The sequence below is a fragment of the Marinobacter lipolyticus genome, assembly GCF_018424605.1.
Classification (GTDB): domain Bacteria; phylum Pseudomonadota; class Gammaproteobacteria; order Pseudomonadales; family Oleiphilaceae; genus Marinobacter; species Marinobacter lipolyticus_B.
This window is the reverse complement of sequence record NZ_QTKT01000001.1, coordinates 163,998-187,427: the sequence shown is the minus strand read 5'-3', so window position 1 is coordinate 187,427 and position 23,430 is coordinate 163,998. Positions and strand designations below refer to the sequence as shown.

Annotated in this window: 22 protein-coding genes and 1 pseudogene; 5 read left to right on the top strand and 18 right to left on the bottom strand. The window is 58.5% G+C overall.

Going from position 1 to position 23,430, the window contains the following annotated elements; genetic code table 11:
- Window positions 1–194: 194 nt before the first annotated feature.
- The 4 genes from asd to leuC form a co-directional block, all read right to left on the bottom strand.
- On the bottom strand, window positions 195–1,310 hold the full coding sequence (gene asd, locus DYI22_RS00815) for an aspartate-semialdehyde dehydrogenase (protein WP_213476131.1): 1,116 nt from the start codon (window positions 1,308–1,310) through the stop codon (window positions 195–197).
- 129 nt (window positions 1,311–1,439) lie between these two features.
- Window positions 1,440–2,513: a 3-isopropylmalate dehydrogenase gene (leuB, locus tag DYI22_RS00810; protein ID WP_213476130.1), complete on the bottom strand. Its 1,074-nt coding sequence runs from the start codon at window positions 2,511–2,513 to the stop codon at window positions 1,440–1,442.
- A 60-nt stretch (window positions 2,514–2,573) separates the two neighbouring features.
- Window positions 2,574–3,221: a 3-isopropylmalate dehydratase small subunit gene (gene leuD, locus DYI22_RS00805; RefSeq protein ID WP_213476129.1), complete on the bottom strand. Its 648-nt coding sequence runs from the start codon at window positions 3,219–3,221 to the stop codon at window positions 2,574–2,576.
- 16 nt (window positions 3,222–3,237) lie between these two features.
- The gene (leuC, locus tag DYI22_RS00800) at window positions 3,238–4,656 is read right to left on the bottom strand and encodes a 3-isopropylmalate dehydratase large subunit (protein WP_213476128.1); all 1,419 of its coding nucleotides are present in this window, start codon (window positions 4,654–4,656) and stop codon (window positions 3,238–3,240) included.
- A 170-nt stretch (window positions 4,657–4,826) separates the two neighbouring features.
- Between leuC and DYI22_RS00795 the strand changes: the two genes are divergently transcribed.
- Window positions 4,827–5,711, top strand: coding sequence for a LysR family transcriptional regulator (locus DYI22_RS00795; protein ID WP_213476127.1), 885 nt, complete (start codon window positions 4,827–4,829; stop codon window positions 5,709–5,711).
- A gap of 3 nt (window positions 5,712–5,714) precedes the next feature.
- Here DYI22_RS00795 and DYI22_RS00790 read toward each other — a convergent pair whose 3' ends face one another.
- The 3 genes from DYI22_RS00790 to prmB are packed head-to-tail and all read right to left on the bottom strand — an operon-like array spanning window position 5,715 to window position 8,929.
- On the bottom strand, window positions 5,715–6,878 hold the full coding sequence (locus DYI22_RS00790; protein ID WP_228300721.1) for an MFS transporter: 1,164 nt from the start codon (window positions 6,876–6,878) through the stop codon (window positions 5,715–5,717).
- 17 nt (window positions 6,879–6,895) lie between these two features.
- Window positions 6,896–7,990, bottom strand: coding sequence for a chorismate synthase (gene aroC, locus DYI22_RS00785; RefSeq protein ID WP_213476126.1), 1,095 nt, complete (start codon window positions 7,988–7,990; stop codon window positions 6,896–6,898).
- Window positions 7,991–8,026: 36 nt separating this feature from the next.
- Window positions 8,027–8,929, bottom strand: a complete 903-nt coding sequence (gene prmB, locus DYI22_RS00780) for a 50S ribosomal protein L3 N(5)-glutamine methyltransferase (RefSeq protein ID WP_213476125.1) — start codon at window positions 8,927–8,929, stop codon at window positions 8,027–8,029.
- Window positions 8,930–8,931: 2 nt separating this feature from the next.
- Here prmB and DYI22_RS17665 point away from each other — a divergent pair.
- A pseudogene (locus tag DYI22_RS17665) lies at window positions 8,932–8,979 on the top strand (4Fe-4S binding protein); the annotation flags it as partial.
- 35 nt (window positions 8,980–9,014) lie between these two features.
- Here DYI22_RS17665 and DYI22_RS00770 read toward each other — a convergent pair.
- The 7 genes from DYI22_RS00770 to DYI22_RS00740 form a co-directional block, all read right to left on the bottom strand.
- Window positions 9,015–10,109 carry a patatin-like phospholipase family protein gene (locus DYI22_RS00770; RefSeq protein ID WP_213476419.1) on the bottom strand — a complete coding sequence of 365 codons (1,095 nt, stop codon included), beginning with the start codon at window positions 10,107–10,109 and terminating at the stop codon, window positions 9,015–9,017.
- A gap of 86 nt (window positions 10,110–10,195) precedes the next feature.
- The gene (locus DYI22_RS00765; RefSeq protein WP_213476124.1) at window positions 10,196–11,101 is read right to left on the bottom strand and encodes a DUF4892 domain-containing protein; all 906 of its coding nucleotides are present in this window, start codon (window positions 11,099–11,101) and stop codon (window positions 10,196–10,198) included.
- Window positions 11,091–12,011, bottom strand: coding sequence for an alpha/beta fold hydrolase (locus tag DYI22_RS00760; RefSeq protein ID WP_213476123.1), 921 nt, complete (start codon window positions 12,009–12,011; stop codon window positions 11,091–11,093). The genes DYI22_RS00765 and DYI22_RS00760 overlap by 11 nt, the downstream gene beginning before the upstream one ends.
- Window positions 12,012–12,033: 22 nt before the next feature.
- Window positions 12,034–12,384, bottom strand: a complete 351-nt coding sequence (locus DYI22_RS00755; protein ID WP_114333655.1) for a PilZ domain-containing protein — start codon at window positions 12,382–12,384, stop codon at window positions 12,034–12,036.
- 126 nt (window positions 12,385–12,510) lie between these two features.
- Window positions 12,511–13,524 carry a DNA polymerase III subunit delta' gene (holB, locus tag DYI22_RS00750; protein WP_213476122.1) on the bottom strand — a complete coding sequence of 338 codons (1,014 nt, stop codon included), beginning with the start codon at window positions 13,522–13,524 and terminating at the stop codon, window positions 12,511–12,513.
- A gap of 17 nt (window positions 13,525–13,541) precedes the next feature.
- Window positions 13,542–15,647: a transglutaminase TgpA family protein gene (locus tag DYI22_RS00745; protein ID WP_228300753.1), complete on the bottom strand. Its 2,106-nt coding sequence runs from the start codon at window positions 15,645–15,647 to the stop codon at window positions 13,542–13,544.
- Window positions 15,647–16,675, bottom strand: a complete 1,029-nt coding sequence (locus DYI22_RS00740) for a DUF58 domain-containing protein (protein WP_213476120.1) — start codon at window positions 16,673–16,675, stop codon at window positions 15,647–15,649. Before DYI22_RS00740 ends, DYI22_RS00745 begins: the two co-directional genes overlap by 1 nt.
- A gap of 200 nt (window positions 16,676–16,875) precedes the next feature.
- Here DYI22_RS00740 and DYI22_RS00735 point away from each other — a divergent pair, with 200 nt between their 5' ends.
- On the top strand, window positions 16,876–17,505 hold the full coding sequence (locus DYI22_RS00735; protein WP_213476119.1) for a hypothetical protein: 630 nt from the start codon (window positions 16,876–16,878) through the stop codon (window positions 17,503–17,505).
- A gap of 136 nt (window positions 17,506–17,641) precedes the next feature.
- Here DYI22_RS00735 and DYI22_RS00730 read toward each other — a convergent pair whose 3' ends face one another.
- Window positions 17,642–18,586 carry a DUF6160 family protein gene (locus DYI22_RS00730; RefSeq protein WP_213476118.1) on the bottom strand — a complete coding sequence of 315 codons (945 nt, stop codon included), beginning with the start codon at window positions 18,584–18,586 and terminating at the stop codon, window positions 17,642–17,644.
- Window positions 18,587–18,776: 190 nt separating this feature from the next.
- Window positions 18,777–19,370, bottom strand: coding sequence for a hypothetical protein (locus DYI22_RS00725; protein ID WP_213476117.1), 594 nt, complete (start codon window positions 19,368–19,370; stop codon window positions 18,777–18,779).
- On the opposite strand from DYI22_RS00725, the gene pabB reads away from it, so the two are divergent.
- Window positions 19,369–20,865 (top strand): aminodeoxychorismate synthase component I, encoded by a 1,497-nt coding sequence (gene pabB / locus DYI22_RS00720; RefSeq protein WP_213476116.1) that lies wholly within the window; start codon window positions 19,369–19,371, stop codon window positions 20,863–20,865. The two genes, DYI22_RS00725 and pabB, sit on opposite strands and share 2 nt — an antisense overlap.
- Here pabB and thrH read toward each other — a convergent pair.
- Complete coding sequence (thrH, locus tag DYI22_RS00715) at window positions 20,853–21,467, bottom strand: bifunctional phosphoserine phosphatase/homoserine phosphotransferase ThrH (protein ID WP_213476115.1); 615 nt, start codon at window positions 21,465–21,467, stop codon at window positions 20,853–20,855. The two genes, pabB and thrH, sit on opposite strands and share 13 nt — an antisense overlap.
- A 198-nt stretch (window positions 21,468–21,665) precedes the next feature.
- On the opposite strand from thrH, the gene DYI22_RS00710 reads away from it, so the two are divergent.
- Window positions 21,666–22,394: a phosphoadenylyl-sulfate reductase gene (locus tag DYI22_RS00710; RefSeq protein WP_213476114.1), complete on the top strand. Its 729-nt coding sequence runs from the start codon at window positions 21,666–21,668 to the stop codon at window positions 22,392–22,394.
- Here the strand turns inward: DYI22_RS00710 and cysB are convergent.
- Window positions 22,388–23,365: an HTH-type transcriptional regulator CysB gene (gene cysB / locus DYI22_RS00705; RefSeq protein ID WP_213476113.1), complete on the bottom strand. Its 978-nt coding sequence runs from the start codon at window positions 23,363–23,365 to the stop codon at window positions 22,388–22,390. The two genes, DYI22_RS00710 and cysB, sit on opposite strands and share 7 nt — an antisense overlap.
- Window positions 23,366–23,430: the final 65 nt, after the last annotated feature.

Sequence of the window (23,430 nt, the reverse complement as noted above, 5' to 3'; positions counted from 1 at the left end):
CAGCTGCAGTCGTTGCACCATTTGTTGATAAATGGCTTGGAACTTACTGTTACCGAACGATGATCAGCTCGCGCTCTTTCGAATCTTTGGCCCATGAAAAATAACAGGGGCGGAGGCTGATTTCAGCCTCCGCCCCGTACCGGTTATCTGAAACCGGACACAGTTGGCAATAAATACCGACTGTTACAAAGCCACTAGCGTTCCTGCAGAATTCGCAGCATACGACGCAGCGGTTCGGCAGCGCCCCACAGCAACTGATCACCCACGGTGAAGGCCGAAATGTACTCCGGTCCCATGGTCAGTTTGCGGATGCGACCGATCGGCACGCTCAGTGTTCCGGTCACTTTGGCCGGCGTCAGCTCCTCGATGGTGGCGTCACGGTCATTGGGAATCACTTTGACCCAATCGTTGGCCTTGGCCAGGATCGACTCGATTTCCGCGACCGGCAGATCCTTTTTCAGCTTGATGGTCAGCGCCTGACTGTGGGAGCGCATGGCGCCGATCCGCACGCAGATACCATCAATCGGGATCGGGTTATCCGAGCGCCCGAGGATCTTGTTGGTTTCAACACCGGCTTTCCATTCTTCCTTGCTCATGCCGTTGTCGAGCTGTTTGTCGATGAACGGAATGAGACTGCCCGCCAGCGGGACCTGGAAGTGCTCGGTCGGGAAACCGTCCGACCGCATGGTTTCGGTCACCTTGCGGTCAATTTCCAGAATCGCGGAAGACGGATCCTCAAGCTCGGAACGGACGCTGTTGTTGAGCTCGCCCATCTGATTGAGCAGTTCACGCATATTCTGCGCGCCGGAACCGGAAGCGGCCTGATAGGTCATGGGTGATACCCACTCAATCAGATCCTGCTCCAGCAGGCCACCGAGGGCCAGCATCATCAGGCTAACGGTGCAATTGCCGCCGATGTAGTCTTTCACGCCCTTGTCGAGCGCGGCATCAATCACGTTGCGGTTGACCGGATCCAGAACAATTACTGAATGGTCCACCATGCGAAGCGTGGATGCCGCATCGATCCAGTAGCCTTCCCAGCCCGCGTCTCGGAGTTTCTGATAAACCGCACCGGTGTAATCGCCACCCTGACAGGTCACAATCACGTCCATGGTCTTCAGAATCTCGACGTCGAACGCATCCTGCAGTGGTGGAACGCCCTCTTTCCCTACATCCGGTGCCGGCTTGCCAGCCTGGGATGTGGTAAAAAAGACCGGTTCGATGTCAGCGAAATCGTTTTCTTCACGCATGCGCTGCATGAGGACCGAGCCCACCATGCCACGCCAACCTACAAGTCCAACTCGCTTCATGTGCGACCTTTGAACCTCGTTTTATGCCCGCCCGCTACCTTTATCGCTGGCAGGGACAGGATGGGTGATCCCGCGGTAACTGCGTCGCGTTACCGTCGGGTCTCAAATACACTGGGAGGGATTTGCCGGTTACAGCGCCGCCAGAACCGCTTCACCCATTTCCCGGGTGGAGACTTTGCTGGCGCCTTCGGACATGATGTCCGCTGTTCGCAGCCCCTGATCCAGAACCTTGCTGACCGCCGCTTCAATAGCTTCGGCGGCTTTCTCCTCGTTCAGGCTGTACCGCAGCATCATGGCGGCACTGAGGATGGTGGCCAGCGGATTGGCGATGCCCTGCCCGGCAATATCCGGCGCAGACCCGTGACAGGGCTCATACATCCCCTGCTTTTCGGAGTTCAGCGACGCCGAGGGCAACATACCGATGGAGCCGGTGAGCATAGCCGCTTCGTCCGAAAGAATATCACCAAACATGTTGCCAGTCACAATCACATCGAACTGCTTGGGCGCACGCACCAGCTGCATGGCCGCATTATCGACATACATGTGGGACAGCTCCACGTCCGGATATTCACGGCGCAGGTCGTTCATGATTTCCCGCCACAGCACGGTCACTTCCAGCACGTTGGCCTTGTCCACAGAACACAGCTTCTTGCCCCGCTGTTGCGCGGCTTCGAAGGCCACGCGGCCAATGCGGCGGATCTCGGATTCAGTGTAGGCGTAGGTGTTGTATCCCTGGCGCTCACCGCTCTCCAGTTCACGCACGCCCCGGGGCTGCCCGAAGTAGATGCCGCCGGTCAGTTCCCGCACGATCATGATGTCCAGACCGGATACCACCTCGGGCTTCAGCGACGACGCGGACGCCAGTTGCGGATACAGAATCGCCGGGCGCAGATTGGCGAACAACTCCAGATTGGAGCGCAGCCCCAGCAACCCCTTTTCCGGCCTCCTCGCCATGGGCAGGTCGTCCCACTGCGGTCCGCCGACGGCGCCCAGCAATATGGCGTCCGCCTTGCTGGCTTTCTCCAGGGTTTCATCGGGCAACGGGCTGTCGGTCTGATCAATGGCAGCGCCACCGACCAGGCCCGACTCAAAACTCAGCCCCAGATCGAACTGCTCGTTAATCTTGTGAAGCACTTTTTCGGCTTCGGCAACGATTTCCGGACCGATGCCGTCGCCGGGCAACATGAGTACTGTTCTGGACATAGCCTTTCCTTGCAGATTTTGAATGTAATGAATTACGACGTCGGACAAACCGACGCTCGATCAGCTACCGGCACCAAATAACCAGGGCGCGGTTTTGCGACGGCTGTCTTCATAGGATTTGATCAGGTCGGCATCTTCCAGGGTCACGCCGATATCATCCAGACCGTTCAACAGGCAGTGCCGGCGGAAGTCATCAACCTCGAACCCGAAGGACTCTCCCGATGGCGTGGTAACGGTCCTGGCTTCCAGGTCCACGGCCAGCTGGTAACCCACCTCGGCTTCCGCTTCCTGAAATAGACGATCAACAATACTTTCTTCAAGAACAATGGGTAACAACCCATTCTTAAAGCAGTTGTTGTAGAAGATGTCGGCAAAACTCGGTGCGATGATTACCCGAAAACCGTAATCGTCCAGCGCCCAGGGTGCGTGCTCACGACTTGAGCCGCATCCGAAATTGCTGCGAGCCAGCAGCACACTGGCGTTCTTGTAGCGATCCTGGTTAAGCACGAAATCCGGATTGATCGGGCGCTCGGAGCAGTCCTGATCCGGCTTGCCTTCATCAAGGTACCGCAACTCATCGAACAGGTTCGGGCCGAACCCGGTGCGCTTGATGGATTTCAGGAACTGCTTGGGAATGATCATGTCCGTGTCCACATTGGAACGGTCCATGGGGGCCACCAGGCCCTGATGTTGCGTAAATGCACGCATGGTTGTCTCCTGTGGATCAGTTCATCAGTTCGCGGACATCAACGAAATGGCCGGATACCGCAGCGGCGGCCGCCATCGCCGGGCTGACCAGGTGGGTGCGGCCACCGAACCCCTGACGCCCTTCGAAATTACGGTTCGACGTGGAGGCACAGTGTTCCCCCTGCCCGAGCTTATCGGCGTTCATCGCCAGGCACATTGAGCAACCCGGGTCGCGCCACTCCAACCCTGCCTCCAGGAAGATCTTATCCAGGCCCTCTTCTTCGGCCTGGGCCTTCACCAGACCGGAACCCGGCACGACCATGGCCTGCTTGAGCGTGGGAGAAACCTTGCGACCCTTGACCACGGCCGCCGCTTCCCGCAGATCTTCGATACGGCTGTTGGTACAGGAACCGATAAATACGCGATCCAGCTGGATATCGGTGATCGCCTGGTTGGGCGCCAGCCCCATGTATTTCAGGGCGCGGACGATGCCTTCACGCTTGATCGGATCGGACTCCTGCTCCGGGTCCGGCACCCGACCGTCGATACCGGCCACCATTTCCGGCGAGGTTCCCCAACTGACCTGAGGTTTGATGTCCGCACCGTCAAGCTCGACCACTTTGTCGAAGACCGCGTCGTCATCACTGTGAAGCGTACGCCAGTATTTGACCGCCGCCTCCCAGCTTTCGCCGGTCGGCGAGAATGGCCGCCCCTTGACGTAATTGATGGTGTTGTCGTCAACGGCGACCATACCCACCCGGGCACCGGCCTCGATGGACATGTTGCAGATGGTCATGCGGGCTTCCATGCTCAGCCCCCGGATGGCATCGCCCCCGAATTCAATCGCATAACCGGTGCCGCCAGCGGTGCCGATCCGGCCGATAATTGCCAGCACCACGTCTTTGCCGGTCACACCCGGACCCAGCTTGCCATTCACTTTTACCAGCATGTTCTTCATTTTCTTCTGGACCAGGCACTGGGTCGCCAGCACGTGCTCCACTTCGCTGGTTCCGATACCGTGGGCCAGACAGCCAAAAGCGCCGTGGGTAGACGTGTGGGAGTCGCCACAGACAATGCTCATCCCGGGCAGCGTCGCACCCTGCTCCGGCCCGATAACGTGCACGATGCCCTGGCGCTGATCCTTGATCTTGAACTCGAGGATACCGAACTCATCGCAGTTCTTGTCCAGGGTTTCCACCTGGATGCGGGATACCGGATCGACAATGCCCTCAACGCCGCGGTCGCGGTCCGTGGTGGGCACGTTATGATCAGGCGTTGCCAGGTTGGCGTCCAGCCGCCAAGGCTTGCGGCCTGCCAGCCGAAGACCCTCAAAGGCCTGCGGTGAGGTCACCTCGTGGAGAAGTTGTCTGTCGATGTATATCAGCGCGGAGCCGTCATCGCGCTGTTTGACGAGATGGTCGTCCCACAATTTGTCGTATAAGGTCTTGCCCGCCATGATCTCTCTCACTCTCTGGGGGTTTTGGTTTATCACTTGGATGTGCTCAGTTTACCGCCTTGAACCCAATAACCTCAATTCATGTTTTTCATTCGTTGCATTCCAGGCAGGCATACTTTAGCGTTATGCTTTAGTAGCAACACCCATCCCAAGCGCCGGGCCGAAGCAGCATGGAATCAAATTCTCTAAAAGCATTCCTGACCATTGTCGATCAGGGCTCGTTTTCCGAGGCCGCCGACACTCTCCATCTAACCCAGCCGGCGATTTCCAAGCGACTGGCGGCGCTCGAGAATCAGTTGGGTGCAACATTGATCGACCGCAGCCATCGTCAATTGCGGATGACCGATGCCGGCGCCCGGCTGCTGCCCCACGCCCGCAGGATCGTTGATGAAATCCACAACGCGCGAATGGCGCTGTCGGCGGACTCCGCTACCGTGGAAGGGGAACTGCCCATTATTGCCAGCCACCACATTGGCCTGCACCATCTGCCCAACTGGTTGCGGCGATTCACCCGGAACTTCCCCGACGTCGCACTGAGCCTGCAATTCATGGAGTCCGACGCGGCCTACGAGCAAATGCGCAAGCGCAACGCGGAACTGGCGTTTGTGACGCTCAGCGACAGCATGGACCGGCATTTCAGGGTGTATGAGCAATGGGCGGACCCCATGGCCTTCGTTTGTGGACCGGAACATAGCCTGGCCACCCGGGAAGCCCTGACCCTGGCGGACCTGGCCCAGTACCCCGCGCTGCTTCCTGACACCACCACCGCCACCTACCGCGTGGTCAGTCGACTGTTCCTGGAAGCCAACCTGCCACTACACCCTCAAATGCCCACAAACTATCTGGAGACGATCAAGATGATGACCAGCGTTGGCCTGGGCTGGAGCGTACTCCCCTTGAGCATGGTGGATAACAGCGTGCAGCGTCTCGATCCGGGCATTCCGGTTACCCGGGTGCTGGGGGCGGTCGGATTAGCCGGACGCCAGCTGTCCAGCGCCGCGAGGGCACTGATTGATGTGGTTCAGCAGGAAGAACAGCAACCGGTCATCCGCTAGCGGTCAGCCGGCAAGTCCTTCGTCGCCGGAAGGCGGAGGGCGCAAGCCGCGCCAGGTGATGACAATGGCGACCAGCATGGCCGCCGCACCGCCCCAGAACGCGGCCGCGGTACTGAAGCCTTCCACCAGAAAGCCGGAAAGCCAGGCACCCAGGGCACCGCCGGCGCCAAACGTCAGACCGCTGTACAGCGCCTGTCCCTGGCCATGGTGATGTTTACCGAAGAAACCCTGAACATACTGAACCGAAATGGCGTGCAGCGCGCCGTATGAGGCGGCATGCAGCAGCTGCGCAAAGACCAGCACAACCACCGAGCCGGTGAGCTCGGCAATCAGGATCCAGCGAATCATCGTGAGGGTCAACGCACCGATTGCAATCTGACGCACCGACAACCGCCGGGTCAGTCTGTGCATGATAAGGAATAGCCCGATCTCCGCCAGCACCCCAAGTGACCACAACAGGCCAATAGAGAGCTTGCCGTAACCATGCTGCTCCAGATGAATACTGAAAAAGGTGTAATACGCCCCGTGGGAGACCTGGAGCAGGAAGTTCATCAGGAAGAACGCCACCACCGCGGGGTGGGTCACAATCGCCCTGAGACTGCCTTCGGGCGCGGGCGGTTTTTGCTCCCCGCGCTCTGACGGCACCAGAAACGCGGATACCGCGATCCCGGCAAACACCGGCAGCAGCAGCCAGGGCAAGGTCTGGATCGGCACCCACTCCAGAATGCCGCCAACCAGCGCTACGGCACCGATGAACCCCACCGACCCCCACAGCCTGACCTTGCCGTACCGGTCTTTCTGTTGGCCGAGGCTTCGCAGGGTGATGACCTCATACAAGGGCAGAATGGCATTCCAGAAGAAGGTAAATGCCAGCATCACCAGCAGCAGGCCCCAAAAACCCGGTTCCAGAAAAACTCCGGCAAAGAACAGCGATCCGGTGATGGCGCCAAACCGAACCAGCCGCACCCGCTGGCCGGTCCGGTCACCGAGCCAGCCCCAAACGCTGGGTGCCACGATTTTGGTGAGCTGGATGGTCGCCATCAACGTGGCAATCTGAAGATAGGAAAAGCCCTGCCCCTCCAGATAGAGAGACCAATACGGCAAAAGCCCCCCGAGGAGGGCAAAAAACCAGAAGTAGAGGTTAGAAAGCCGCCAGTAAATAGACAATCCTCACTCAGGGCGTATCAGAGCTGACCGAGTACCGGGGTGGAAACCGATACATCACCGTTCTGCCCCCGGTGGCGCAGGTAATGGTCCATCAGCACGATGGCCATCATCGCCTCGGCGATGGGCGTGGCGCGGATCCCGACACAGGGGTCGTGGCGGCCGGTGGTAATCACCTCCACCGGATTGCCGTGCACATCGATACTCCGCCCCGGCAACCGCAGGCTGGACGTGGGCTTGAGGGCAATGCTCGCCAGGATCGGCTGCCCTGAGGAAATGCCTCCCAGCACTCCGCCCGCGTGGTTGGAGAGAAAACCCTCGGGGGTCATCTCGTCCCGGTGCTCCGTGCCTTTCTGGTCGATACAGCCGAACCCGGCGCCAATCTCCACGCCCTTAACGGCATTGATACTCATCAGTGCGTGGGCGAGATCCGCGTCCAGGCGGTCGAAAATGGGCTCGCCAAGACCGGGAGGAACGCCCTCAGCCACCACATTGATGCGCGCACCGATGGAATCGCCCTCTTTGCGAAGCGCGTCCATGTACTCTTCCATTTTCGCTACCTTGTCGGCATCCGGGCAGAAGAACGGGTTCTGGTGAACCTGATCCCAATCGAGCTTCTCCGCTCTGATCGGCCCCAACTGGGAAAGGTAACCCCGAATGGTGATGCCCAGGCGCTGCTCGAGAAACTTTCGCGCCACCGCGCCGGCGGCGACCCGCATCGCAGTTTCCCGTGCGGAGGAACGGCCACCGCCACGGTAATCCCGAACCCCGTACTTATGGGCGTAGGTGTAATCGGCATGCGCCGGGCGGAACTGTTCCGAGATCTTGGAATAGTCCTTGGAGCGCTGATCGGTATTCTCGATCACCAGACCAATCGGCGTTCCGGTGGTTCGGCCCTCGAATACCCCGGACAGAATTTTCACTTCGTCCGCTTCACGGCGCTGGGTGGTGTGTCGGGATGTCCCCGGCTTGCGACGGTCCAGATCCCGCTGCATGTCCGCTTCGGACAGCTCGAGACCAGGAGGGCAGCCATCGATAATACAACCAAGGGCAGCCCCGTGACTTTCACCGAAGGTGGTGACCGTGAACAACTTTCCGAACGTATTTCCCGACATGATTCAATATCTTATAAAAGGTTTATAAAGTAATTCTCAGGATCTGCCCTGCCACTGGCGCAGGTCATCGGCGGTAATAACAAACACACCGTCTCCACCATTCTCGAAATCCAGCCAGGTGATCGGCAGATCTGGGTACGCCTGATCAAGGGCTACCCAGCTATTGCCCACCTCCACGATGAGTAAGCCACCCGGATTCAGATGATTTGCCGCTTCCGCAATGATCCGGTGCGCTATGTCCAGACCGTCAACGCCGGCTGCCAGCCCCAACTCCGGCTCATGGCGAAACTCATCCGGCATGCCGGCCAGGTCGTCAGCGTCCACATAGGGCGGATTACTCAGGATAACATCGTAGCGCCCCTCAATACCGCTGAACACGTCGGATTGTACGGTGCGCACCCGGTCCTGAAGTTCGTGCAAGGCGATATTGGAAGCCGCCACCTCAAGCGCGTCGGCGGAGATATCCGCCAGGTCGACATTGGCGCCCTCGAACACCGTTGCCGCCCCTATGCCGATGCACCCGCTGCCGGTGCACAGGTCAAGAATACGCTCGACCGGGAGATCCCCAAGCCATGGCTGCAAGCCACGCTCGATCAGCTCACCGATCGGCGACCGTGGCACCAGAACTCGTTCATCCACGTTGAAAGGCAGCCCCATGAACCAGGCCTCGCCCAACAGATACGCCAGCGGTACCCTTTCCTCAATCCGGCGGCGCATACGGCTGATGATCAGCTCCCGTTCTTCCCGGGTCAGGCGAGCGTCGAGAAACAGGGTATTGTTCTCCAGCGGCAGGTGCAGAGAACGCATGACCAGTTGAACGGCCTCATCCCACACGTTGTCCGTGCCATGACCGTAGTACAGGAGCGATGCAGAAAACTGTGAGGATACGTACCGGAGGTAATCCCTCACGGTCACCAGATCATCGATAGGGCTGGTCACGGAATTGCGGTTCCTGTGTAAGTGCGTGTGAGGTGGGCATTATACGCTGATTGGCCAACGCTCTGCAGCCCCGGGGCCGGAACCGTCAAATGGCCAGCGGCCCGGAGCTGGTACGGCTGTCTTCGTACCGGTCCAGGGCCGCCGCCATGCGTTCGCGACCCAGCTGAATCAGTTCCGGCGCTTTGTGGTAATCGTAACTGCGGCAGGCGTTTTTGGGCACGTTGACCAGAAGATCCGGCGGATAGCCGGCGATCTTGTATTGCACCAGGGCGCTTTGCATCGTCTCAATGGTCAGGTTCATCACGTCGAACTTGCCAATACCCAGCTTGTCCCAGTCGATCGTTTCGGGAAGCGAGATAGACGCCTCTGCTTCTTGCTCCACGGCTTTGCTGATCTTTTCCTCGGGCGTGTCCTCGTCAGCGCCAACGGCTTTCTTACCGGTAAACGTTTTTATTGCGTCCCAGTCGAACCAGCGCGAGGCCTTCTCCCGCAGCACATCGACCCATTCGTCGCCTTCGGCGGCCTCGCTGAACGCTGCATCGGGAATGCGGCGCCGCCGATCGTCTTCACCACTGAGATTCACCGCCACCACCATGTCCGCGTGGGAGGATATGGTCGGGTTGATCGGCAATGGATTCAGCACCGCGCCGTCAACCAGCACGCGGCCATTCAGCACCAGCGGCGTCACCACGCCCGGGATCGCCACAGAGGCACGGATAGCCTGATCCAGCGGGCCTTCCTGAAACCACACCTCCTTGTGGGCGAGCAGATCGGTCGCCACCGAGGTGTAGGCGATAGACAAGTCCTCGATACGGGTATCGCCGAGCATTTCCCGCACCACCGAAAAGATTTTTTCCCCGCGAATGGCACCAACGGCGCTGAACGTAACATCGAGCAGCCTGAGCACGTCGAACTGGCCTAGCCCGGTTACCCAGTCCTTGTAGTCCTTCATTTTGCCGGCGCCATACATCCCGCCGATCAGCGCACCCATGGAGCAGCCGGAAATCGCGATGATTTCGTAACCGCGCTCCTGCAGGATCTCGATGGCGCCAATATGGGCGTAGCCACGGGCACCGCCGCTGCCGAGGGTCAGGGCAACGGTCTTTCCCTTGCCGGGTCTGGTGGTTTTTTTCTCCGTGCTTGCGGGCGCCTTGGCGGCCGAGAGATCGGAGCTTTTCATGACGGCAGAAGCGCCGTCGGAGGTGGCCTCATCCGGGGCGGAGTTCGGCACGCCGTTCTTGTCGTCCGTGGGTTTGTTCACCAGCCTCACCTCGTAATCACAACGATTTCTATGCGGTCGCCCTGGCGATCCGGCGACGGTACAACCACCGCCGGGCCCACCGTAATCAGAGTCTGCAGGTCTTTCGACACACCGCTCTTATCGAGGACCTGCGACATGGACTCCAGGGCCTGCGCTGCCCGTTCCATGGCATCGCTGAAACTTTCGCCCTCCGTCAGCGACGAGTAACCGGTCAGCACGACGTGAACGCCCTCTTCACCTGTCCAGTTAGTGAGCATCCGACGATCCGTGGCGCTCCAGTCAAAGCGGTAGGTGATACCACCCTGCCAGGGCACGATGATCGGGCCCCGGATCCTGGCGTTGGCGGAATCCAGGCCGGGCACCGCGGCCCCCTCACCCACGTCGAGGTGCTCGACCCAGACGTATTCGCGCTGATTGCCCCGGGTCACCGTGTATACCAGGGTAAGCCAGGTGTTACCGGCGCTGTCTGTCACTGCGGCTACCAGATAGTCCTGCTCCGTATCCCGCCCGTAGAGCGTCGCCTGATCGAATATCTGGTTGGCCCACACGTTGCTGCGCCCGCAACTGCGACCACTGCATTCGAAAAGGACCTGAGCACCCCGAGCCTGCAGAGCGCGCTGGTAATGTTCCCGGGCGGCCTGGCGGCTGGAATCGCGGCGGATCTGGTACAGCTGCCCGACACCGTTCACCGGGATTCTGGCCATTTTCTCGGAACGAATCTGGTTATTCACTTCCCTCACCGGGCTGAACAACACCAGATGCCCGGACGAAACGATCGGAACCTCGGCCTCGAGGGACGAGTTGGGGAACGACTCCGGCACGGCGCCCGGGTCTGCTTCGGCGGCATGGGCGCTGGCCGGATACCAGCAGAGCGCGGCGGCAAAGAACAGGTAGGCAAGGTTATGCTTCATGGTTGATGAACGCCTTGATCGCATGGCTGACCGGCGCAACATCGCCGTCAAGGTGACAGTGGTGTCCACCGGGCACAGTCACTGTTACCAGGTGAGGAATCGCATCCAGTCGCGGCTGCCAACCCTTACGGTAGGCCAGCAGGCCCTCCTCGGCACGAATAAACAGCGTCCGGGTGCTGAGCTCACCAAGGGACGCGAGCACCTGGGACTCTTCCAGCATCATCGGCGAAGGGTGCCGTAACCGGGGATCGGTACGCCAGACGAAACCGCCCTCAACGGGCTTCATGTTGCGGGGAATCAGCGTCATGGCCGCTTCGGTGGACAGCGGGCTGAGACCACCCTCGCGGGCCTTGCCGGCGGTGCGCGTGTCCGGATAGACCACCGGTTTGCCGGATCCGGCCAGCCGTTTCTTTATGGCCTTACGCAATTGTGGAATGGTCTCCGCGGGTGGGCGACTTATCGGTCCGAGACTGTCGATCATCACCAGGCTGCGGACATGCTCGGGAAACGCCGCTGCATAAAGCACACAAACGATACCGCCGAGAGAGTGCCCCACCAGATCCACTCTGGGATCATCCCGGTCACTGAAATGTCGCTCCACCAGTTCCGCCAGATCGGCCACGTAATCCATCAGCAGGTAACTCTGCCCAGATGGGCGATGGCCGGAATGCCCATGGCCGGCCATGTCAACGCTGAATACCTCCCGCGATTCCGCAAGCTCAGGGGCGAGACGAGCAAACGTCAGGCTGTTGTCCAGCCAGCCATGGAGCATCAGGATCGGGCAGGCCTCGCCGGACGGCTGCGCCGCCGGCCAGTGGAGGCCCGCCAGCGTTATATCTCTCAGCGGCCAGATAATCTCGTTACAGCGAGTCTCGGCGGCCTTGTCAGGGGGTGACGCAATATCATTCATTAAGGGGCTGGTTCGCTTCCGGTTACATGGTGTGGGTTGGTCGGTCTGAACTCAGTGACCCGGCCAGATAGGATTCAATTTTGGTTCTTGCGGTTTCGTCGTCGCCGTTGAATTGAACGCCGATCCCAGCCGCCCGGTTGCCCTGTGCGCCTTTCGGCGTGATCCACACGACCTTTCCCGCCACCGGGATTTTTTCAGGCTCATCCATCAGGTTCAGCAGCAGGAACACCTCGTCGCCAAGCTGATACTGCTTCTGCGTCGGAATAAACAAGCCACCCTGACGGATATAGGGCATGTACGCCGCGTACAGCACGGCCTTATCCTTGATGGTGAGGGTCAGTATGCCACTGCGTGCGCCAAAACCGGGGCCCATAAATCACACCTTTTTATTTTGCTATGTATCTGTTTGTTTTCAGGAATCGAAAAAATTCCACGTTGTGTCCCAATGATAGCAGCCGTCGCCCGGAATCGCTCTGCCTGAGCGGCGTCGCAACACGATTCAGGCCGAGGTACGCTGGCGGGACGGCATCAGCGCCTGCCAGGCTATCAACAGGCGACTGGCTTCCAGTTCCGGGTTGACATTGTAGACCGCCGCAGAGCGGGCTTCGTGGATGCTGTCGAGCAACTGATGAGCTCGCCACGGCGGATTGTTCCGGGCCAGATACCCCAGCATGTCTACCGCATCCGGATCCTGCGGCTGGCCACCGACGCCGATTCTCGCAAGATCCGCGGCCCAGCGTTCAAACAGCCACAAGGCGGCATCCAACCCCATCGCCTTGAAGGGTTTCGCTGCCTCTCCCACGGTGATCTGGCCTTTCATGAACTGGCGGAAGCCGTCCAATGCCTGGTCCCGCTGCGCCAGGAACTCACCGCTCAGGTATTCCAGTGCTAACCGTGGCGCATTGGCCGCCAGCGACAGCGCCCGGGCGCATTGCTCGGCGGTCGGGCGCTCCTGTTCATCCAGCTTCATCACCTCGGTGCTCAGCCAGCGTGCCGCTTCCTCTTCCTGCGGGGACTGTATAAGCAGCGACTGACAGCGGGATCGTATGGTTGGTAACACCGGGCGCCCGCTCTCCTGCAGCAGAATCAACACCACATCGTCGGAGGGCTCTTCGAGCGTTTTCAGCAGCGCATTGGCGGAGTTGATGTTGAGCTGGTCCGCCCGGTCAATGATGGCAATCTTTCTGCGCCCGACCTGAGGCGACGAAACTGCGAACGCCGACAGCGCCCGAATCTGATCAATTTTGATCATCCGAGACTTTTCAGGGGTATAGAGGCGGATATCCGGGTGTGTTCCCGCGCCCACCAACTCGCACTGCTTACACTCCCCGCACGGCTGATTGCCCTGGTTGCCGCTGCCCACAAGCGCATCGCATATCAGCAGCGATGCCAATGCATCTGCAAACCGGCGTTTGCCCACACCTCGCTCACCACACACCAACAGGGCGTGGGGCAGCCGGTTTTCAGCGATCCGCTTTTGCAGGCTGGCCCAGGCTTGCTCAAGCCAGGGCATTGATAAATCGTCTATGTTCAACCTTTTACCCTTACAGCAGTTTCCCGGGGCGGGCCGGATCGACGGCCTGGCGGGCTGAGCTGTTTTCCCATGGTCGTCAGCAGGCGCCTCATGGCGTTGCGGACGACCCGCGGCGCCACATCGGATCCGCTGCCATAGTAATGCTTGTTGACCAGCCGGGCAAAAGAATGCGCCGTGTTTTCCGCACCGGGTCGCACCGCAGCGATGCGTTCTGCCAGCCGCGACGGCGTCTCGCCCTGGCGCACCGGTATACCGCTGCGCTCACACATCCGGTGCCACTGTCCTAACAGGCGGGCAACCGGATCTCTGGGTCCGCTGCGCCGGAGGTGCCATGCGGACACCAGGCCTGCAATCAACAGTGCAAAACCAACGACGGCGGCGGTGAAATAGCCCAGCTCCCGCAAACCCATACCGCCGGGTAAACGGGACATCAGATCCAGCTGCGACTGCCCCTGATAACCAACAACCCAACGCTGCCAATGGTAGTTGATGCGGTCCAGTTGCAGCGACGCCCATTGCAGCATGGCCAGATCTCCGTAGCGCTGGGGGGACGCCCAGTCATCTTCCAGAAATGACCCTTCCTCGGCGACGGCGTCTCGCAATCCGGACTCTATCCGCGAAGGCGCGATGGCCGCGGTGGGATCAACCCGCACCCAGCCTTGCCCTTGCAGCCACACTTCTACCCAGGCGTGGGCATCGTACTGACGGATGATCAGATACGCGTTGTCCATGCCGGGATCGCCGCCCTGATAACCGACCACCACCCGCGCCGGTATGCCCGCTGCCCGGAACACAAACGTCGCGGCACCTGCATAGTGGGCACAGAAACCTCGCTTGGCATCAAACAGTAGTGTGTCAATGCCGTTGTCCGGCATCGCCGGTGGCCGCAACGTGTAAAAGTACGCCTGCTCACGGAAACGGCTCAGCAGCGCATCCACCACCGCGCCATCGCTTGTCGCCGTCTCGGCCAGACGTTTTGCCAGGGCGCGGGCCCGCGGATTGCCCTCTGCCGGTAACTGTAGATATCGCCTGACGTTGTCGGGAACCCGAGGGCTATCCGTTGCGGGCTCTTCCGGCGTCAGTGCCATCCGGTAACGCACACTCGTGTCCGCGGGTCGCCGGAAACGGAACAGCGAGTCCTCCGAGCGCAGAACGTTATCAGAAACCGCCCGGGACCCCTCCAGTGCGAAAGCCCAGATCTGATCCGTTGGTTCAAGCAGCACATCGTAATCACCGGGTTCCAGATTACCCGCACCTCCATCGACAGCCACCCGGCCCGGCCGGCCAAGGGGCTCTTTCTCGCCCTGCCGCCAGGTCTCGCCATCCAGGTAGTCGAGAATCAGGCCGCGCCAATAGCGATCCCGATAGGCAGGCAATTCGCCGCCAAAAGTGGCACGGAAGGCCCGCTCACTGCTCTGGGCCAGGTTGGAAATATCCCCCGGTCGCATGGTGTCGCTGATCCCGGTCCGGGCCTGGCCCGACACCATGGGCACACTCCACAGTGGCGCCATGCGTGGAAAGAATACGAACAACAGAATCACAATGGGCAAGGTTTTAAGCAGCATCTTCCCGAGCCTTCGCCAGCCCGAGGCCATAGTTCGCGGCAGTTCCGGCGCATTCAACGCCTGCAGCCCGACCAGCAGCAGACCAACCGCTACCAGATTAATCACCGCCCAGTAGATTTCCTGATGAAACAGAAAGTTGACGGTCGCCAGGTACACCAGAATGAAGAACAGGACATAAAAGTCCCGCTCCGTCCGGGTTTCCAGCCATTTCAACCCTACCGCCAGCACAAAAAACGAGGCGGCGGTATCGACGGTGAAGCGCCCCTGCACCGTTGCCACGTATATGGCAATCACCACCAGCATGATTCCGGTCTTCTGCCATTTTCCAGGCAAACGTACGCGGCCGTTCTGCGCCAGGTACCGCCATGCCGCCAGCACTATGCAGGCGGCAATCAACCAGAGGGGCAAGCGATCCCACTGGGGCGTCAGCAACAAGCCAAAACTGCCCACCAGCCACACCAGAGCCCGGGTGGGTAACGCGGTTACATCCGCCGGCGGCATGGCCACACTACGAGTGGCTATTGATTTCGAACGCATCATCCCTGCTCCCCGCTTGCCGTAGTGGTATCGCCGGCGCTGGCACGGGTTCCGAAGGGCACGCTGGCCTCTTCTCTGGGCTTTTCCTTGCCAAAGACCGCCAGACTTCTGAGGCAGCGGGTCAGATGCGCCGGGCCGCTGTCCGGTTCGATCACCTGGCCCGGCAGATTCAGGCCAAACGGTGTTCCGGAGCGGCCGCGCTCAAGCACCTGAGCGGTGAGGTAACTGATACGCAGTTCGGTATCCACGCCCGGAAACGCGTGATAGTCCAGCCACTGGGGACTGCCCTGCTCTCCCTCCCAGTCGGCGGTTACCATCTGCCCTGTGCGGGCATAGCGCTTCCACAGCACACGCTGGCTCAGATCTCCCTCGCGCCATGGCCTTATATCCGCGTGGTCGTTGCCATCCACCGAACGGGCGCTGGCCTGATCGTCGCCATCAGTGACCGTGCTCACAGCCTCCGGAGCCGCCACCGGGCGTGGGTAGACAATGCCACAGGATAACGGGCGCACCCAGGACCACGCCTTGAGCAAACCGAACGGGAAGCGGGTTTCAACGCGGATACGGTCGGGTCGGAAGTAACCCCGCTGGACACTTGTCAGGGCAATACTGAGATCCGCTGTCTGGCGAGCCGGAACATGCTGCTGCTCAAGGGTCTGGTCACCCGACCGAAGTGCAATGGCGACGGCATCGTATTTGCCGGACATTGCCCGAAAACGAAATGGGACCGGTTCCCCGGCAAACGCCTCACCAGTCTGGATCAGCGTCAGCTCCAACCCGGACAGGTTGCGATGGGTCTGGTGCATGGCCGCCACCATAATGGCGCCCAACAGGAAGGTCAGCAGGTAAATAAGGCTGTTCTGGTAATTGATGCCAGTGATCAGCATGACCAGCAACAACACCCCGAACACCACACCGGAGCCGGTCGGTAAGATGAAAATGTTGCGCTGGCTGAACACCTGCTTGTCGGTGCGTGGGAGCCGCCGGTTTACCCACCTGCGCCACCGCGCGCGAACTACCTGAAACATGCCGTTCCTTTATTCTGGGGAGCTGCTTTCTGATCGCTGTTATAACAATACTGACAATACACTGGAAATGATCACAATCCCGCCACAAAGGCCTTGAATTTGTGTCGGGCAATCCGAATACTGATTAATAGGGAGCATACTGACCGAAGTACCTTCAGAAGCGCCTCATTTTTGTGGATCCCAAGCCAAGAGGCTACACCATGACACGCCGAACGTCCCTCTCAATTGCCATTGCCACCGCAACAGGTGTCGCCTTGCTCAGCAGTTCAGCGCTTGCGGGTGTGGAGACCATGACCTCCGAGGAGATGGTCGATACCTACGTCCGGGATTCGGCCGTTATCGTAGTGCCGAAGGATCAGCAGAAAAGCGAAGCAGACCGCAAGCGTATCATCCGGTCACTGACTATCTCCCCCGGTGAGCCGGAGTTGAGCGAAGCCGAGGAAGAAGCCTACCGGGAGGCGCTCCAGCGCTATCAGGATGAAGGCAAAGTAGACGCGCTGGAAAGCGCTGAAGAGGAGTTCCTGCGGCGAGCGTTACTGCTGCCACAGGAGGAACTGGCAAGGGCTCAGCCCCCGGCGGATTTCACCCCGCAGATCCAGCCCATCATTTTTGGCCAGCAGGCTCAGATACCGGATCAGCCTTTCAACCAGACGTTCCTTAACGACCAGCTCGGTGTCGGGTTTGATGGACAGAACCTGAACTTTTCGATTGGCAACCCGCCCGGCATTGACCGGATTGAGGTTCCTTACGCCATTAACGAAGGGCCGATCAATTTGACCCCGCGCCCTGGTGGGGGGTTTGATCTTTCGATTAAGGTGCCGGATCAATAAGCGGCATCCGAACAAAGAAAAAACGGCGCTTTCAAAGCGCCGTTTTTTTATGCCCGGGTACAACATCCGGAAACAAAAACGCCCCGCCGAAGCGGGGCGCACTGATTTGACCATCGTTCGCTAGGAACGTCAGTTATCAGTCTGCCTTGCCGTAAACAGCCAGGCGGGTGTTGCTTACGTGCAGATTGTCGATACCGATAGTACCGATGCTTTCGCCACCGATGATGGTCTGAGCAACGTTGATATCCATCAGCACGTCGTCAACGTCGATGCGCAGAACGCCGGTGGCTGTAGAGTTGGAGCCGAAGCCGTCACCCTTGTATACGTCCATACCGATAATGGCAAAGCCTGCCTGTGCCAACCCAACTTTACGCTGCTCTTCAGCAGTCAGAGCCGTCGGATCTTCACCGAAGATGGCTGCCAGACCGGCCGCGCCTAGAGTTTCACCACCGTCTTCAGAGCCAGTGATGCTCATGCCACGGATACCGACACCGAGAAACTCAACATCAAAGTTCATTTCTTCAACAGTGAAGGCGGCGTCCAGGTTCAAAGTACCAGTACCAACCTGACCCTCTACATCGTCAGTGTCAACACGGATATCAAGGGCACCCAACAGACCCCAGGCGTCCATGTTAGAAACCAGGACGGTGTTCTGGTCAGCGTTGCCTTCGAGCTCCATGGAGTCAGCAGTGAAACCCCAATCGATTGGCAACGGGTTGCCGCTTCCGTCTTCCTGCATTGAGCCGACGTGAATAACCGCATCACCATCGTCAGCAATATCAATATCGATCTTCAGCTCATCCAGCAGACTGCCAGCGCCGGTTGCAGCTGCGTAGTCAGCCGCTGATTGGGAGCTGCTCACGCCCGCACCACCGAGTTCGATCCCCTTAACGGCGAAGGTACCTTGGTCGGTGTAGGTGAACTGACCAATAGAAACCTGAGTTTCCAGTTCGATGGTCACACCAGCCTGGCCGGTGACGTTACCCATGGCGCTTTCGTCCATAGCCTGCAGCTCGGCGTGAGCGGCAAACGGAGCAGCAGCAACTGCTGTGACAAGAGCAAGTTTCTTCAGGCCTTTCATATTGTTCTCCTTGATTTAACTTATTGTTGTATCCAATGGAACAGTTTCTATTCCTTGTGAGCGTCTACCCACAATTCCATTTAAGATTGTTTTACAGTCCGGTTCCGTGAAGACCCTCACAAATAATAACAAAACGTATCACTTCGTTAATTAAAAAATTATTTTCTTTAATATTCAGTTATTTACGCAATCAGGAATGACCCTTTTTTTCGTCGTAAAAAATCTGGAACGGTTTCTCCTGAGACATTGCGTCACCGAACTCCGGCTCACCGGCGGACAGAGTAACGGGAATAAGCTTTAACCCTGATACACCCAGCCTGTGCTCATGCTCAATTGCCATGATGCGGATCTGCTCACCGTCTTTTTCAATTTGACCAGGATACGCTATCAACGCAGCATGAATTTCGTTCCGACGCGCGATGGATTTCAACCCAGCGCGGTACATGATGACTTTTATGTTACCGGGCGCTTCTTCACCAGACTCACCCAGTTTCATTGCCTTGATTTCGCCGTTGCGCATCATCATCCACGCCATCGGCGGGAAAACTCCAGATGCTGCCATTTCATCGCCGACTGCCTCGACCGATCTCTCCGTCATTTTTTTTAGATCTTTTTGAGCAACTGCAACCACTGCTGCCAACTCCTGCTCCGAAAGCTTCCCGTCGGAAAGCACATGATCTTGGTAATCCCCGGCGTCCTGGGCATAAACGGTAAAAGAAAAAACCATCGCTGACGACAGAATCATTGTTCGCGTGGCATATCGAATTCGGGATCTTAATTTCATGGGGTTACTACCTCAGGAACTATTGCTAGTATGGTTCCGCCCTGAACTGGCGGTCCTGGTGGAAGGCTACCGCGAACCTGCACTTTATTTTGTTAAGTGTGTAACATCGTGCAAAGATTGCTGCACACTTCCGCTACCGGTAAATCAATTCGTGTCAAAAGCATTCATTAGTCAACACTATCTAACTCCCGAACAAGTGAATTCCCTGCTTACCAATATCAGTTCACTGGAGGGTTTTGTGGAATGCCGAGATTCGGTAAATGCCCGGAGGATAATTTCTGCACTCCCTGCCTACACTTGGCGCCTGCCTCCTGAACGGGAAAGCTTCGACCAGACCATCGCCGAGATCGAGCGCCAATGGAAACGATTCACCGGCACTCACGGGTCGAAAGCGGGTGGCATTTTCGGCTCAATTTTCTATGAGGCCGGCGATCATACGGTCGCCGGCTTGTCGGATTTCCACACTCACACAGGACCTGCTACCCCGTCCTTTGTTGGATACGCTGGCCTCTATCTATGGCAGTTAACGATTCCTGACGCACCGTCAACCGACCTTTGTGGTGACGCTTCACTGGATTTTCATCCGAACTTTGATTACTCGCTCTACGAACAGATACTCGCCCTGACGGAAAGTCCATCTACTGAGCTTGCGCCTTTCGCCATAGCCAACACCTTTTGCCTCGAAACCCCAGAAGATCACTACCTTGCAGGGGTTCGGAGGGTGCTGGATTACATCCACGCCGGGGATTGCTATCAGGTCAATCTCTCCAACAAATACTCTGGCAGATTCCGGGGCGAGCCCTATCTCGCGTTCCGTGAGCTGGTTTCGGCAGTACCGGTTCCCTATGCGGCTTACTTGAATATCGGTGATGCGCAGGTTCTAAGTATTTCACCAGAACTGTTCCTGAGCATTCAGGATCGAAAGGTGATGACCAAGCCGATTAAGGGTACACGCCCCAGAGACCATACCGGCCAAGAAGCAGACCATCATCTCGCCAAAGAGCTAGCGTCAGCCTCCAAAGATCGGGCAGAAAATCTCATGATTGTGGATTTGCTTCGAAATGATCTTTCCCGTTTTTGCGAGCCTTTTTCGGTAAAAGTCACCCGTTTGTTTAACGTTGAAAGCTATCAGAATGTGCATCAATTGGTGAGTACGGTAGAGGGGATTCTGAAGAAAGAACTTTCGCCTCTTCGCGCCATGTTGGCAGCCTTCCCCGGTGGCTCCATCACCGGTGCACCCAAGCGGAGGGCAATGGAAATTATCCGGGAATTGGAGCCCCATAGCCGAGGGCCTTACTGTGGAACCATTTTCCGCTGGAATTTCCAGAACAATCTTGAAAGCAACATCGCTATCAGAACATTGATGACCCGGTCAGACGGTTCCATCCATTGCTGGGCAGGTTGCGGCATCGTGGCGGACTCCGACCCCCAAGAAGAATACCAGGAGTCGGTCACCAAAGTTCGTAAATTGATGGACGTTCTTCAGGCTATGTGAACCGCGCTCGCCTTCAAAAACTCCTGCTTGAGCTCCTCGAAGGTATGAACCGCCGGAAACTGCGGGAACTCGTCAATCACGTTTTGCGGCGCGTGGAACAGGATGCCCGCCTCGGCCTGGCCCAGCATGGTGGTGTCGTTGTAGGAATCACCCGCCGCAATCACCCGGTAGTTGAGTAGCTGGAACGCTCGGACGGACTGGCGCTTGGGGTCTCGCTGACGCAACAGGTAATTGGTGATCTGCCCGTTGTCAGCCACTTCCAGCTTATGGCAAAGCAGCGCCGGATAGCCCAGCTTTTTCATCAGCGGCATGGCGAACTCGTAGAAAGTGTCCGACAGGATCACCACCTGGAAGCGCTCCCGCAGCCAGTTCAGAAACTCCGCGGCCCCGGGCAGCGGGTCCAGCTCGCCGATCACTTCCTGGATCTGTGGCAGACCGTAACCATGTTCGTCCAGCAGACGCAGACGCTGTTTCATCAGTACGTCGTAGTCGGGAATGTCGCGGGTGGTTGCCCTCAGCTCTTCAATACCGGTTTTTTCCGCAAATGCGATCCAGATTTCCGGGATCAGTACTCCTTCGAGGTCAAGGCACGCGAGTTCCACAGTGTTCTCCTGATAAAAACGTCAGTATTTCCGGCGCCCAATGAGCGGCGCGGCTGGTAATGGGCCCGTATGATAAGAAAATCCGCCGCCGAATGCATCGTGCATCTTGCCCGCTATAAGGTTATACAACCAGATTCCTTCAGGCCGGGCGATGTTAATGGTAGATTTATCACACATTTATGACGGACACCCCTTTTCATGACTGACATTGCTTCGTTACAGCAGGAACTGGACGGCCAGAGCCCGCGGGCCATCCTGAAAGCGGCCCTGGCGAAATTCGATAACATTGCGATCTCGTTCAGTGGCGCCGAGGATGTCGCGCTGATCGAAATGGCCCACAAACTCACGGACAACCTGCAGGTATTCACGCTGGATACCGGTCGCCTGCATCCGGAAACCTATGAGTTTGTAGAGAAGGTCCGCCAGCATTACGGCATCCACATTGAGGTGCTGTTTCCTGACGCTGACGAAGTGCAGGACATGGTCAACCGCAAGGGGTTGTTCAGTTTCTATCAGGACGGGCACGGCGAGTGCTGCGGCATTCGCAAGGTCAACCCGTTGCGCCGTAAGCTGGCGACCGTGGATGCGTGGATCACCGGGCAGCGCAAGGATCAGAGCCCCGGCACCCGCAATGACGTACCGGTGGTCCAGGTTGACACCGCCTTTTCTACCGAAGGGAAGGAATTGATTAAATTCAATCCGCTGGCGAACTGGACCTCGAAGGAAGTGTGGGACTACATCCGCATGACCGAAGCGCCTTACAACAAGCTTCACGAAAAAGGCTTTGTCAGTATTGGCTGCCAGCCCTGCACGCGCCCGATCCTGCCGGGGCAGCATGAGCGGGAAGGTCGCTGGTGGTGGGAAGAGGCCACACAGAAAGAGTGCGGCCTGCACGCCGGCAATCTGATTGCCAGCGACGATCAGTAGGTCGGCAGCTCGACGTTCTTGAACAACGCCTCGATTTCCGAACGGCTGCCCTGATGAGCGACGGCCTCGTCCACATTTTCCCGGGTGAGATGAGGCGCGAAGCGCTGGATGAAGTCGTACATGTAGCCCCGCAGGAAGGTGCCTTTGCGGAACCCGATGCGGGTGACACTGGGCCGGAACAGTTTGCGGGCATCCAGCGCCACCAGATCGGTATCCACCTTTTCGTCAAACGCCATGCTTGCGATGATGCCGACACCCAGCCCGAGCCGCACGTAGGTCTTGATGACATCCGCATCGGCCGCGGTAAACACCACTTTCGGGGTCAGCCCCTGTGACTGGAATGCCTCATCGAGCTTCGAGCGGCCAGTGAAGCCGAACACGTAAGTGACCAGTGGGTATTTCGCCAACTCCGGCAGCGTCAGCTCTGACAGCGCCGCAAGCGGGTGATTTTTCGGAACAATCACACTGCGGTTCCAGCGGTAACACGGCATCATGATCAGGTCGTTGAACAGCTCCATGGCTTCGGTGGCAATCGCGAAATCCACGGCGCCGTTGGCGGCCATTTCCGAGATCTGCATGGGGGTGCCCTGGTGCATGTGCAGGGACACATCGGGGTAGGCCTCAATGAAACCGCTGATCACCGGCGGCAAGGCGTACCGCGCCTGGGTGTGCGTGGTGGCGATAGACAGGTCGCCTTTGCGCTGATTGCTGAACTCCTGGGCGATTTTCTTGATGCCTTCCACACGGCGAAGAATCTCTCCCGCCTCGCGGATAATGATCTCACCGCCCGGCGTGATGCGGGTCAGGTGTTTGCCGCTGCGGGCGAACACCTCAAGACCCAACTCGTCCTCCAGCAAGCGAATCTGCTTGGATATGCCCGGCTGTGAAGTGAAAAGGCTTTGTGCGGTTGCCGATACGTTGAGATCGTGGTGCGCCACTTCCCAGATATAGCGCAACTGTTGTAATTTCATCGACCCTGTCGCTCCCCTGGACTCCCGGAAAATTCGGGCTGCGTCCTGTTCCTGCGTTCAGCCCC

Excerpts from the sequence above, each read along its gene's own strand:
- asd (WP_213476131.1), bottom strand. The coding sequence starts at position 1,310 with ATGAAGCGAGTTGGACTTGTAGGTTGGCGTGGCATGGTGGGCTCGGTC.
- leuB (WP_213476130.1), bottom strand. The coding sequence starts at position 2,513 with ATGTCCAGAACAGTACTCATGTTGCCCGGCGACGGCATCGGTCCGGAA.
- leuD (WP_213476129.1), bottom strand. The coding sequence starts at position 3,221 with ATGCGTGCATTTACGCAACATCAGGGCCTGGTGGCCCCCATGGACCGT.
- leuC (WP_213476128.1), bottom strand. The coding sequence starts at position 4,656 with ATGGCGGGCAAGACCTTATACGACAAATTGTGGGACGACCATCTCGTC.
- DYI22_RS00795 (WP_213476127.1), top strand. The coding sequence starts at position 4,827 with ATGGAATCAAATTCTCTAAAAGCATTCCTGACCATTGTCGATCAGGGC.
- aroC (WP_213476126.1), bottom strand. The coding sequence starts at position 7,990 with ATGTCGGGAAATACGTTCGGAAAGTTGTTCACGGTCACCACCTTCGGT.
- DYI22_RS00770 (WP_213476419.1), bottom strand. The coding sequence starts at position 10,109 with ATGAAAAGCTCCGATCTCTCGGCCGCCAAGGCGCCCGCAAGCACGGAG.
- DYI22_RS00765 (WP_213476124.1), bottom strand. The coding sequence starts at position 11,101 with ATGAAGCATAACCTTGCCTACCTGTTCTTTGCCGCCGCGCTCTGCTGG.
- DYI22_RS00760 (WP_213476123.1), bottom strand. The coding sequence starts at position 12,011 with ATGAATGATATTGCGTCACCCCCTGACAAGGCCGCCGAGACTCGCTGT.
- DYI22_RS00755 (WP_114333655.1), bottom strand. The coding sequence starts at position 12,384 with ATGGGCCCCGGTTTTGGCGCACGCAGTGGCATACTGACCCTCACCATC.
- holB (WP_213476122.1), bottom strand. The coding sequence starts at position 13,524 with ATGCCCTGGCTTGAGCAAGCCTGGGCCAGCCTGCAAAAGCGGATCGCT.
- DYI22_RS00745 (WP_228300753.1), bottom strand. The coding sequence starts at position 15,647 with ATGCGTTCGAAATCAATAGCCACTCGTAGTGTGGCCATGCCGCCGGCG.
- DYI22_RS00740 (WP_213476120.1), bottom strand. The coding sequence starts at position 16,675 with ATGTTTCAGGTAGTTCGCGCGCGGTGGCGCAGGTGGGTAAACCGGCGG.
- DYI22_RS00735 (WP_213476119.1), top strand. The coding sequence starts at position 16,876 with ATGACACGCCGAACGTCCCTCTCAATTGCCATTGCCACCGCAACAGGT.
- DYI22_RS00730 (WP_213476118.1), bottom strand. The coding sequence starts at position 18,586 with ATGAAAGGCCTGAAGAAACTTGCTCTTGTCACAGCAGTTGCTGCTGCT.
- pabB (WP_213476116.1), top strand. The coding sequence starts at position 19,369 with ATGGGGTTACTACCTCAGGAACTATTGCTAGTATGGTTCCGCCCTGAA.
- DYI22_RS00725 (WP_213476117.1), bottom strand. The coding sequence starts at position 19,370 with ATGAAATTAAGATCCCGAATTCGATATGCCACGCGAACAATGATTCTG.
- DYI22_RS00710 (WP_213476114.1), top strand. The coding sequence starts at position 21,666 with ATGACTGACATTGCTTCGTTACAGCAGGAACTGGACGGCCAGAGCCCG.
- cysB (WP_213476113.1), bottom strand. The coding sequence starts at position 23,365 with ATGAAATTACAACAGTTGCGCTATATCTGGGAAGTGGCGCACCACGAT.